The organism is Acaryochloris sp. 'Moss Beach' (genome assembly GCF_021497025.1).
Taxonomy (GTDB): domain Bacteria; phylum Cyanobacteriota; class Cyanobacteriia; order Thermosynechococcales; family Thermosynechococcaceae; genus Acaryochloris; species Acaryochloris marina_A.
The window spans coordinates 2,822,121-2,833,621 of record NZ_CP071717.1 but is presented as its reverse complement, the minus strand read 5'-3'; the positions used below and the strand labels follow the sequence as shown (position 1 = coordinate 2,833,621).

Here is an 11,501-nt window from a genome sequence, read left to right as displayed (position 1 = left end):
GACCAACCCTTTTAATACTTGAAAATGCTCGATTAAGCTTACATTTCAGCCATAATCAGACACATTTTTTGATTTCAGGACCAGCGATTAGCCGCACACGTCTGTTTCCATGAAAATGGGGCAATCTCCTGGAAGCGCTTAGAAGATTACCCCATCTAGGTACAAGAGACTCGGGCGAACACTATTCACATGAAAAGGATTGAGAAAGAATTTGGGATAAGCTGTTGCAGTCCAGATTTTTAGAACAGTCATCCCCCATCCTGTCATTAACTGAGGGGAGCATACCCAAAAGTGACGTTAAACTGTTTGCACCATAGAGCAACTGATGCATAATCCGCTAAATCAATGTCGCTAGGAATTTCATAGAGTTGCTTACCCTGAAACTGTTGTAGAGGAGCCAGGGTTATATAAGTTCCTTCCTCAATGGAGCCGGGAACCTGGGATTGGCGGGACAAGACTACTTTTACATCAGGGCCTTTACCCGTACTAAAATCAGTGCTCAATTCCAAATAGCGCTTACCGCCTTTAGAAATAATTTGAGCAGAACCCGTGGACTGTTTTTTAACGGTGACAAACTGTCCAGATGAGATGACCGATTTCTTAGCAACGAGAAAAGACGATCCATTCGCATTACCTTGAACAACAGACTCTAAGGCTAAGCTGGGTTGAATGACGCTAGTAGCTAGCAGAAAAGCGGATAAGGTTCCAAAAGCAAGACGTTTCATAACTATTTCCCTGTAAGACTGAACTTATCTCTAATAATGCCTGGACATTTTGAGAGGGATTTGATCTGCTCCTGAGAGGTTCATAAATAAACTTGAGGATTTGCTGAGAGCAGAACGCCAGCCCAACCGATGGGTCACCATCTAGGTCTAAGAATCCATGACTAATTAAAGATCGTCGCCAGAATCACTACCAAAAACAGCATATATAGGACAAATACTCCTGTGAGAATCAGACCAGCGGTTGACCGGGGTTCCTGATTCGGCGTTCCTATGGGCTTTAAGAGGCGGTTGAGGATGTAGCGAAATTTGACATAGTAGATAAATCCCCATAGAGGCGTCTTTGTGATCAGATAGGCTTGTCCGTCCTGATCTGAGGCAGCGGGCACATAAAACTGGGCAAAGCGAATTTTAGTTTTTCGCTGACACAGTTGGCGGGCTTCCAAATCCACTTGGTCGGCAATGTAGGCCACTAAAACCGCATTGCCGGATTGAAATCCTCTAGGCAAGGGCGACTGATTGGCCTGCTGAGCCTTCTGCATTAAGGTCTGTTGATCGGCTTCCATGACCTGAGCATTGAGGAGGGGAACACGACGAACAAAGACGGTGTAGTTGACCCACGTCAACAGGCATTCCCAATTAAAGGTCCGCCGAGCCGCAATGATCGAGTCTGGCGTCACTTCCAGAATACGAAAGTCGAGGCAGCTTAGCTCTTGTTGTTGAGCTGATAAAGGATGGTCAGCAGTCATGAATTTGGTTACCAAGGATTTACTCAGACCGCAAGACATCAGGGAATAAAGATGTTGCTGGTCTTGATGCTGGTTATCTTAGAACAGCCTGGTATCGTCTACCAGCTATCAGTCATGCAGTATCCCCCTAACCCAGATTCTTGCACTGCAACCATATAGTGTTAGCGAAACTAAAGTGAATCTCCTGCTCAAGCAGGGAAAACTGATGATAGAGAGGGGGTATATCACTTCACCCTAAAGTCTGAGTAGGTAATTGATTTATAGGCTTTTTGATGTACAAAATTATCCGATTTACACCTGCCTCACAACGGTATTATCCAAAATCCTTGAACTGTAGTAGTTACATGAAGGAAGACGATATAGATCACACCTCTGTTGATTTTGCTCTGGGTGCCTCTCGTATTGGTGGCCCAATTGTGGACCTACCAGAATCATTGGATTATCCAAAGAATATGTTTTTCACGGCTCAATTAGACCTGAAGAAATTTTCTGCTTTTGATCCCTTAGATTTTCTACCCAAAACAGGATTCTTATATTTTTTTTATCAGTAACAGTGGCGATCATGGAAAGGTTCTGTATGCAAATGTTGAAGCGAACCAATTGACTCGCATTATTCAGGAACATGGCCGCTGGTTTTTTTATGGTTGTCTAGTAAACGATATTTTTAATGAAAAAGAAGATTTCAGTTCTAGATATCGTTACTGTGAGGCAGGGGAAGACTTAGATGGATATGACGAAGGAGACATGCTGTGGGATCCCTATGCTGGAAATAAGAAATCCAAAATCTATGGCATCTACACCCATTGCCAAAAGCATGAAGAAACTATTAGAGCTATCACTCAGGAAGCAGATGTTCTGTTACTCCAAATTGGCGAGGATTTTACAGGAGCAGGAGTTTGGAGTGTTCAGATTGATCTTGTGTCTTTGATCCATAGACGGTTTCAAAATTGCAGATTCGAATTTGGAGTGTCTTAATACCAATTGCTTGCCCTAATCAGGTTACTGCTGCTGCAGTTTTTGGTTTACCAATGTTCGAAAATTTTGTTCAGCCTCAATCTCATCCTGCTGGGCTTGTTCTAGAAACTGGTATAGGTCTTCTTTTTTGACCCAATCGAAGGTGGGGCTGCGATCTAATTCCTGATACGCTTCACCCTGCAATTGAAAGATGCGCCACACTTGACCGTTGTAGCGCCAAAACTCTGGTACTCCCATTGATGCATACAGCCGATCTTTGGCAATATCCGTATGGGTGATATCTACTTCTACTACTAGATCGGGGGGTGGATCTTGGGATAAATCGACTTTTCGGCCAGCTACTTGGGCTTGGTGTTGAATGTAATAGGCATTGTCAGGTTCAGCACTGCGATCTAAATCAGGACGGTCCAAAGTCGTTGACCGCAAAGATTTTAGCTTTAGCCCCATTGCCCCCACCAGAATTCGGATGAATAAACCAATTAATTCACTAGCATATTCATGTTCTTCCAGAGGCATAGTAATTTCGAGGGTGCCGTGGTCATAGGTTAAGCGAGTCGAGCGCCCTTCGGGTAAAGCATGCAAAATCTGCTGATAAGCTGCCCACGTCAAGCCGCTAACACTGACGCGTTTTTCTCCAAGGGCTTGATGCTCAACTGGTACGACTGTTCTAACCATCCTGGTGACCCATGAGTCTTAACTCATTTTAGCCGACGGTTTTAGCAAGCTTGAGAGAGTTAGCCTAGAATTCCTTGCCAAATATTGGATAGATAAATGCAAACGGTTACATTGACCGAGCCGTCGCCACGTATTGATGAGACTCCAAACGATCAGTTGTAACGGCTCCGATTCAATGCATAGTTATGCATCTTCTTGAGCACCCTAGACTACGCGAAAACTGTGAAAGTAAAACCAATAAACATCGTCATTGACATATTCAGGACGTTCGTACAGCGACCAGGTTTCCACACACGCGTTGATGTCGGCCACAATGGATTCATAGTTACCGGGAAATACGCTGCGCGCTGGTAATTCGCTAGAGACAGCATCGGATATGTCTTCAATTCTGTTGATATCTGCGGCAATAATGATCGAAGTACATACCTCACCGTCTGGGCATTCGCGTACGGTTACCTGCGGAGTGACACTTTGCTGAATGCGAAGACAATCACCATGCACATATTCGTCGATTTCACAGATGAGGCCGTTTATTTCAGTGTAGTAGCAGCTTTTGGACTCATCCCACCACGATGTTCTGCGTTTGAAGCCTGGAACCGAGAAAATACGTTCCGTGACTTTTGCTGCATTGATGTAGCAGTCAATTTCAGCAATTTTGTCTCGGTACCAGCGTTTGTTGGCAAAAGAAAAAAATGACGTTTGTTTCAGGCTTTGCTTCTGCTCATCACGGTAGCAGACCATCGTGTTGATTTCGTCAGGTGTGGCAGCAACTATTTTCATCGATTGATGCATGATTAGGCTGAGGAGGAAATTGCTTCCTAACACGAAAAAACTTGTAGCTTTTCTACCTCTCAACACTAATCTAGGGCTACATTAGCATCTCTGAATTCTAGAGCAGCTTTACGGAGATTTTTCGATATACACACATGCCGTTGATCATCTGGAAACAATCCAGCACGACGCCTACAATAATCCCCGATACCGTATAAATACTAAGATGACGGCCCACGAACCCAAGGCAACCTTAATCGCTACCAACACATTGAGAATAGGAATCACACCCCCACTAACCAAAGCACCGAGTTCACCATGAGGTAATTCAAAACCGGCTAATGTTATCGCGGCCAAAACCAAAAACACCAGAACTGAGATTTTCTCCCACATGGCTGCTCGCCAGCGCTGATAGATACCCTGCATCCACTTAGACGAAGAGGTAATCGCGATTAGGCCAATCGCTGTACCGCCTGCCACACCTGCCGCAAACCCACCGCCCGGACTCAAATGGCCGCGAATCGCTAACTCGATACTCACCAACGAGGCAATGGTTGCCCCTAGTCTGGCTAGGACAATAGAAGGTTTGTCCGTAAATCGATGTACCTTTTTTGAGGGCTGCTCATCCGAGAGTAGAAACCGGACACCCATAATTGCGATGGTAAACACCACCACCTCGAAAATGGTGTCGTAGAGACGATTTCTGAAAATAATGCCCGCTAAGGCATTGGGAACACCGCTATCATCAACGACAGCCTGGACGATGGACAAATCAGCCACATCCAATTCTGGATTGGGCATGACCAAAATTTTGACATACAGGGCAAGGCCCGCAATGATATAAAGCCACTTCATACCTTTGCCTCCGCTAAATCAGCCACCGCCACATAGGTGAGGGTTGTTTCCGGTGACGTTAATTCTGCCTGCATGATTTCATATAGTCGGGGGATACGGATCAGAGCCTGATCCTGCACTGTTTCTGCGGCATGGTGCTGGGGTCAGGTAAATCGCATGCACTTCTTTTTCATTCAGAGCTTGATGGAGATCTTGGTCATTAGGATAATCAACCAGTTCTAAGCGCATATAGTGCTTAGAAAATATGGCCCGACAGCCTTCGACCCAAGCTTGAAACCCCTGAGGTTCTGCTGCCTGGAGCACACCCAAGCGCACCACCAGGGAGGATCGGACCGCTACTGCATAGAGGGTAATCGCCAGCATAGTGCCCACCAGTGCTTCAGTTAAGGCCACGTCTGCCGCTCCCAAAACGGCATAGACAAGGGCCGCCACTGCCCCCAAAATTCCGCGAATAATCAGGGCATGGTAAGGATTGACCTGAAACACCACCATCGCTGCGGTTAAGGGCAGCAGGGCAGTAATGATATACACATAGCTATCAGTCATCACGTCCCCGTTTCCTTAGTATCACTAGAACAATAGGCCAACACATATCCCAGCACGGTATTCCAGATCGCTAGGGAGAGAATGGCCAGAACCAGCAGGGGCCATTCCCGTGGAATTTTCAGAAGCAAACCAACAACAATTAACATCGACCCCAAAGTATCGGCCACAGAGAGGCTATGAAGTTTGTAGAGCACCGAGCGGTGACCAACTAAGGGCCAAGTCCCCCAAAACCAAAAGAAAATCCCAATGCCCATCAAGACATAACTAATCGCGTTAATCATCCGTCACTGATCCGTTTAATAATCTGGGCCAAAAGCATTAAGGCCGCATTGCCAACACTGAGGATTAGCACCCCCACGACGCCAATCATCCAGTCATCCCGTAGGACAGAAATCACCAGAATCATAATCGATGTTTTGCTGGCGATACTGGCAAAGGCCAGCATTTTCTGCCACACATCCTCATCCTGGCAGGCTTCATAAATGGGAATCGCCAGGGCCAAAATCATGGCAATTAGGATGATATTCATGACTTTTTCCTTCGTTCGATACGGTGGACTTCGTACAACCCTTCCTCGTGGTACTTCAGCACAATGGTTTTGGGGGTAAAGGTAATCACAAAAATATCGAGAAAAATCAGACCAGGGGTGCGTTGCGGTTTGACATGTTCCATCGTGATCGCTTCATAGCGGTGAGGACGGACCATAATTTCAATCGCCTCAAAAAAGGCCTGGGGAATGGCAATGATAATTTCCCCGATCGCATGCAGCCAATCTTTTAAGGACCCCAGACTGGCGCGGCGCGGCAAGAGCAAGGCCACACAGACGCCAATAATGATATTGGCAATGCCAAAATCAGCGGTCAGCAAAAACCAGATGGCTAAGCGCAGCAGAATATTCAGATATCCAGTCATGCCAACACCATCCAGAACAATAGAACCAACATTAAGCTCATGCCCCCAATTAAATGTTCGAGTTGCTCTTGGACCCGAGGCAATTTCAGCACCACGCGGCGGATGACCAGCCAATAGACCAACCAGCCCAACCCTACCTTGGCCAAGGCTTTGCCGATATTGGCAACGGTATAGGCCTGGTAATAAATACCATTGGCCGCTAGCAAGACCCCTAAAAGTAAGAGAACAGCTACCCAAAACCCAGTTCGAACTGGCTTCGCTTCGCTCTGATGAGGTACAAAGATAAATTTGGCAAAGGTAGCAATGGTACCCACTGTGGCGATATTGAGGGCAATCATTTGCCAGGGCAATACACTTTTCAGCGTTAACGCTTTGGACGCAAACCCAGACCATAGAGGAATACCGGAGATGGAGCAACTGGCCATCACCAATACCAGCCATAAAGACCGCGGTATAGGCTGCTTATGCAGCTCCTGAAAATCTCGGCTAGGCAATGTCCCAGCGGTTAAAAATAGGGTGGCTTTGACTAGACCATGGGTCAAGGCATAGAACCCACCGACGGCAGGGGCAGCCAAGATAAACCCAAGCTGTGAAATGGTACTCTGGGCCAAAAGCCGCTTTGTATCTTGCTCGAAGAGGGCCAGACTAATACCCAAAAAGGCTGTACCCACCCCAAATAGGGTGATGATGGGAGCGACTTCCTCCACCATTAAGGCCATGCGAGCCAGGGGGAAAACTCCCGTTTTGACAACAACGCCTGAGAGTAAGGCCGAAACCGGAGTCTCAGACTCAGAGTGGGTTAAGGGTAACCACAAACCGGAAACAAAGACGCCTCCTTTGGTCAGCAGACCCATAAAAATCAAGGCGAGGGCTTCTGGCGGTGCTCCTTTTAAGCCGGTATAGGCAAAGGAGTGGTTGGCCTGATACACCAACACAGCGCCCACCAAATAAAACAGCATGGCCGTGTTGCTGATAAATAAGTAGCGCAAGGCCACCCAAATCGCCCGATTCGTACGCGGGTAAGACACCAGCAAGAAAGCGGCAATCCCAATGACCTCTAAGGCCACATATAAGCTAATGAAGTCAGCACAGATAAAGACAGCATTGACGCTGCCATGCAAAATGATGGTTTGGGTATAGAAAAAAAGCGGATTTTCCCGTACCCCAGCAATAGCAAATGACGGCAGCTGTCACCAAGGCATTGGTCAAGATAAAGTAGCCACTGAGACTATCAATCCTGAGGGTGACCCCAAAGCTGTCCATCAGCTGAATGGTCAGCGGGTCTGGCTCCATCAACACCCGAGCCGCATAACTGGCAGACACCAAGGTCATAGCCAATGCTAAGTATCGATCCAGTTTAGGGATCAGATATCCTACAAACCCGACAAAAAACGGCAGGGCAATCCAAACGATCGTAAGGGTATTCATGGTGTGTAAGTCTTTTCAATCTCGCGGCTTTCCAAGGTGGGATTGTCGCGCGAGAGCTTCATCACTCCCACCAACATCAAGGCCTGCACTGAAAAGCCAATCACAATTGCTGTCAAAATCACGGCTTGGGGAACGGGATCGGCATAGGCTCCCTGATGGGTATCTGTGATGATCGGGGTGAATAACCCTTGACGAGCGGAGATCTTGACGTAATAGGCGATCACGCCTGTACTCATCACATCCATGGCAATAATTTTCATCATCAGATTTTCTTTGAGGATGATGCCAAAAAAGCCACAGAGAATCGTCGCAAATATAAACGCTTCTAACATGGTGATTTAAAAAGGATTAGTAAAAAAGAGGGTCCGAGGATTTATGAGAGAGAGTTGCGATGGCCACAGGCCGGTCGGAGACCATCGCAGCCATCCTCATCAATTAGTTGTTCGTTGCCGGAGACTCAATGGCAATGGCACCGCTTTTAAACGCCACCCGTAACAACGGTGGGGCCACAAAGGTGGTCAGAATTACCATGGTAATAATCGCAGCTTCCAAGGGCTTATCCAAAACACCACTCGCTGAACCAATGCCAGCAAAGACCAAGCCCACTTCTCCTCGGGGAATCATGCCGACGCCAATTGCAAATCGATTAATGCCAGGTTGCCCCACAACGGTCCAGCCAGTGATGAGCTTACCGATCATTGCCACCACAATTAAGAAGGCGGCAATCACGAGACCTTCTCGATTCTCAGGAATGGCAGGATTCAAAACGCTTAAGTCTGCTTTTGCCCCCACGGTGACAAAGAAAATCGGGACGAAAATATCGGCAATGGGAATCACCTGTTGATCTAGCTCTTTGCGCTTATCGGTTTCATCTAGCACCAAGCCAGCGGCAAAGGCACCCAGAATCGCTTCTAGATGAATCGCATTGGCAAGGAAAGCCATGATAAAAGCAAAACTCAGGGCAGGAATCACTAGCTTTCCGCGGGTCTGCAGCTGATCGGCAATGGTCACAAAGGCTTGATTGAAGAATCGGCCTAAGAAGATGGAACCCACGAGAAACAGGGTGGCACTACCAATCAAATACAGAACATTAACAACATCCACTTCGCCTGTTTTAGCCAAGCTGGCGACCACAGCCAGGACGATAATGCCTAACACATCATCAATAATGGCAGCCCCAACAATGATTTGGCCTTCCTTAGACTTGAGATAACCTAATTCAGACAAGACTTTAGAGGTAATCCCAATGCTGGTTGCCGTTAACGCTGCCCCGGCAAAGATCGCTGGAATCGTCGGCATATGAAACAGGAAAATCAATCCGGCTGTCCCGGCAGTAAAGGGGGCAACAACGCCCACAATCGCCACCAAAACGGCCTGATACCCTACTTCTGTTAACTCTCTAAGATCAGACTCCAAGCCAATCTCAAATAATAGAATAATCACCCCCAGCTCAGATAAAATCTCAATGATTTCGCTCTGGCTTTCAAAAATTGAGGTAATCGATTCAGCACTGAGATTGCCACCGATAAACTGCAGAATGGGCATCAAGGCCGAATCAGCGGCAACGGTTCCATTTTCAGCAAAGACCAACAGGTGAAGAGCCGAGGCCCCAATGGCCACGCCTCCGACTAGTTCTCCTAAAACAGGAGGTAGATTTAAAAGCTGAGATAGCTCACCGCCCAGCTTACTGGCCAGATAAATGACCACCAGAGTGAGCAGGACACCTGAGAGAATCAGGGGAGCTTCATCTGCATTAGCCGTTGCGATTAGCCAGGGCTGAGAGATGCCCCCTTGGAGGAGCGGTGACATTGATAAAGCATCGATGAATGTATTCATAGCCAAAATTGAGTTAGAACTAATCTGTCAAATTCGAAAGACATCCTTGATAAAGCACCCAGATATTAAGGGTGAACTACCCTCAACTAGAGGTGGCATAGTGATCAAGACCCGCTACGCTTTTGCGCAACGCTTCAACTCGATCTGCCAATAAATTCTCAGGGGGGATGCGTTCCCAAATCCCTAATTTGCCTAGACGGCGTTTAGTTTGGCCAGCAGCCCCAACCACAAACACAGAACAGCCTTTGTCGAGGGCCTCTTCAATGGCATTTTCAATGGTCAAGGAAGAGGTCACCCCCATATGAGGTACATCACTCAAGTCTAGAACCAAAGCCTCACAGTATTTCAGCGCTTTTTGTTCACGAGAGATGGCTTTAGCTACACCGAAAATCATGGGACCACTTAAATGAAAGAGCAACATACGTCCTTGTCCTTGATCTAAGAGCTGCTTTTCTTCCGCCGTTAGCTGGATTTCATCATCAGCATCGGTAATGGCTTTCACTGACTTAGATTGCAGGGTACTTAAGCGATCAATCGTGACGATGTTAGCAATAAACACCCCAATACCAACGGCCACCATCAGGTCAACAAAGACCGTCAGAGCAATGACGCCATACATAATGGCAGTGCCTTTCCAAGACACTTGATGGGCCCGCTTTAGGAAATCCCAGTCAATAATGTCAATTCCGACCTTGAGGGCAATCCCCGCCAATACGGCTAGGGGAATATTTTGGGTTAAAGGTGCAGCCCAGAGGACAACAATCAACAAGATAAAAGCGCGAGTCAAACCAGAGAGGGCTGTGCGACCCCCTGCTTGAATATTGACCACGGTGCCCATCGTCGCTCCAGCTCCGGCAATACCCCCACATAATCCAGAAACTAGGTTGCCAATTCCTTGACCAATCAGTTCCTTATTAGAGTTATGCTCCGTGCGGGTCAAACTATCGGCAACAACAGAGGTTAGCAAAGCATCAATACAACCCAAAACAGCCAATATGATTGCATCAACAACCATCAGTTGTAATTCACTTTGGGTAAAAACAGGCATTCGTAGGGTTGGCAACCCGGCCTCAAACGGTGCAATCCGATCAACGATGGCACCTGGGAACAACCACATGGCAACGAAGGTACCCACTAATAATGCAACCAATTGAGGGGGGAACCACTTCTTGAGTTGAGTCGGCACAATGATGGGAATCAAGACAATGGTGGCAACAGTTAACAGACTCAGAAACAACGCTGAGCTATTAATCCCAGATAAAAGATTCGGTAACTCTCCGAGAGTACCGAGAACGCCACCCTTCGGTGCTTTTTCACCTAAAAAGGGTCCCAACTGCAGGATCACCAAAATGATGCCAATCCCTGACATAAAACCCGACACAACGGTATAGGGCATCAGGGTGACATATTTCCCTAAGCGCAGAAGACCAAACAGAATTTGAAAAATCCCCGCCATCATCACCACTGTAAAGGCCATGGCTAAGCCTTTTTCGGGATCATCCGTTGCTGCAGTGAGGTTCGTAATCACCGCTGTCATAATCACGGTCATGGGACCCGTGGGTTCAGAGATGAGGGTAGGGGTACCACCGAACAAAGCCGCAAAGAAGCCCACCAGTATGGCACCGTAGAGGCCCGCCGCAGGACCTGCGCCAGACGCAACACCAAAGGTAAGGGCCATGGGTAAGGCAATAACAGCAGCGGTGATCCCCCCAAACAGGTCACCGCTTAAATTTCGGAAGTTAATTCGGTTCGTTATCTGCATAGCTCAGAATTTATAGTTGATTTTAATCAATGCTAATTAAATAGTGCATTGTATTAAGTCTATACTAAAACGTCTGCAGAACATCTCAGTTTTTGATGCCTAATGGAAACTAAAACTCCAGCTTATGAATAGGGAGCATACTGGGGATCATTTCTGAATAAGGCATCACTCCCTTGCAGATTGTTGAGAAACGCAGCAATTCATCGGTGAAGGGATGGTTGTAGGCTATGCTTTGTATGAAAATTTGTTGATTTTTTTTGCAAATTTTGG

The 11,501-nt window shown here is 47.0% G+C and carries 13 protein-coding genes and 2 pseudogenes; 2 read left to right on the top strand and 13 right to left on the bottom strand.

The features are described 5' to 3' along the window. Positions 1-266: 266 nt before the first annotated feature. Both HRE53_RS13310 and HRE53_RS13305 read right to left on the bottom strand, forming a co-directional pair. The gene (locus tag HRE53_RS13310; protein WP_212663862.1) at positions 267-725 is read right to left on the bottom strand and encodes a DM13 domain-containing protein; all 459 of its coding nucleotides are present in this window, start codon (positions 723-725) and stop codon (positions 267-269) included. A gap of 161 nt (positions 726-886) precedes the next feature. Next, the gene (locus HRE53_RS13305) at positions 887-1,471 is read right to left on the bottom strand and encodes a hypothetical protein (protein ID WP_235110995.1); all 585 of its coding nucleotides are present in this window, start codon (positions 1,469-1,471) and stop codon (positions 887-889) included. Positions 1,472-1,815: 344 nt separating this feature from the next. Between HRE53_RS13305 and HRE53_RS13300 the strand changes: the two genes are divergently transcribed. Further along, a complete protein-coding gene (locus HRE53_RS13300; RefSeq protein WP_235110994.1) occupies positions 1,816-2,022 on the top strand; it encodes a DUF1963 domain-containing protein in 207 nt (68 codons plus the stop codon). A gap of 49 nt (positions 2,023-2,071) precedes the next feature. Then, on the top strand, positions 2,072-2,446 hold the full coding sequence (locus HRE53_RS13295) for a hypothetical protein (protein ID WP_235110991.1): 375 nt from the start codon (positions 2,072-2,074) through the stop codon (positions 2,444-2,446). Between the two features lie 24 nt (positions 2,447-2,470). On the opposite strand, the gene HRE53_RS13290 is transcribed toward HRE53_RS13295, so the two are convergent. From HRE53_RS13290 to HRE53_RS13240, 11 genes and pseudogenes are all read right to left on the bottom strand, one after another. Then, positions 2,471-3,121 (bottom strand): Uma2 family endonuclease, encoded by a 651-nt coding sequence (locus HRE53_RS13290; protein ID WP_235110989.1) that lies wholly within the window; start codon positions 3,119-3,121, stop codon positions 2,471-2,473. 204 nt (positions 3,122-3,325) lie between these two features. Continuing rightward, entirely contained in the window at positions 3,326-3,901 is a 576-nt protein-coding gene (locus HRE53_RS13285) for a hypothetical protein (RefSeq protein ID WP_235110987.1), read from the bottom strand. Between the two features lie 183 nt (positions 3,902-4,084). Beyond that, the gene (locus HRE53_RS13280) at positions 4,085-4,747 is read right to left on the bottom strand and encodes a Na(+)/H(+) antiporter subunit B (protein WP_235110986.1); all 663 of its coding nucleotides are present in this window, start codon (positions 4,745-4,747) and stop codon (positions 4,085-4,087) included. Next, positions 4,744-5,293, bottom strand: a pseudogene (locus tag HRE53_RS13275) (DUF4040 domain-containing protein). Before HRE53_RS13275 ends, HRE53_RS13280 begins: the two are co-directional and overlap by 4 nt. Then, the gene (locus HRE53_RS13270; protein WP_212663855.1) at positions 5,293-5,574 is read right to left on the bottom strand and encodes a monovalent cation/H(+) antiporter subunit G; all 282 of its coding nucleotides are present in this window, start codon (positions 5,572-5,574) and stop codon (positions 5,293-5,295) included. The pseudogene HRE53_RS13275 and the gene HRE53_RS13270 overlap by 1 nt, the downstream one beginning before the upstream one ends. Continuing rightward, complete coding sequence (locus HRE53_RS13265; RefSeq protein ID WP_235110984.1) at positions 5,571-5,822, bottom strand: hypothetical protein; 252 nt, start codon at positions 5,820-5,822, stop codon at positions 5,571-5,573. The genes HRE53_RS13270 and HRE53_RS13265 overlap by 4 nt, the downstream gene beginning before the upstream one ends. Continuing rightward, the gene (locus HRE53_RS13260) at positions 5,819-6,205 is read right to left on the bottom strand and encodes a Na+/H+ antiporter subunit E (protein WP_235110983.1); all 387 of its coding nucleotides are present in this window, start codon (positions 6,203-6,205) and stop codon (positions 5,819-5,821) included. The genes HRE53_RS13265 and HRE53_RS13260 overlap by 4 nt, the downstream gene beginning before the upstream one ends. After that, positions 6,202-7,633, bottom strand: a pseudogene (locus HRE53_RS13255) (cation:proton antiporter). The gene HRE53_RS13260 and the pseudogene HRE53_RS13255 overlap by 4 nt, the downstream one beginning before the upstream one ends. Next, positions 7,630-7,965, bottom strand: a complete 336-nt coding sequence (locus HRE53_RS13250; protein ID WP_212663851.1) for a cation:proton antiporter subunit C — start codon at positions 7,963-7,965, stop codon at positions 7,630-7,632. Before HRE53_RS13250 ends, HRE53_RS13255 begins: the two are co-directional and overlap by 4 nt. 103 nt (positions 7,966-8,068) lie before the next feature. Next, complete coding sequence (locus HRE53_RS13245) at positions 8,069-9,469, bottom strand: cation:proton antiporter (RefSeq protein ID WP_396133437.1); 1,401 nt, start codon at positions 9,467-9,469, stop codon at positions 8,069-8,071. Between the two features lie 82 nt (positions 9,470-9,551). Next, positions 9,552-11,231, bottom strand: coding sequence for a SulP family inorganic anion transporter (locus tag HRE53_RS13240; protein WP_212663850.1), 1,680 nt, complete (start codon positions 11,229-11,231; stop codon positions 9,552-9,554). Positions 11,232-11,501: the final 270 nt, after the last annotated feature.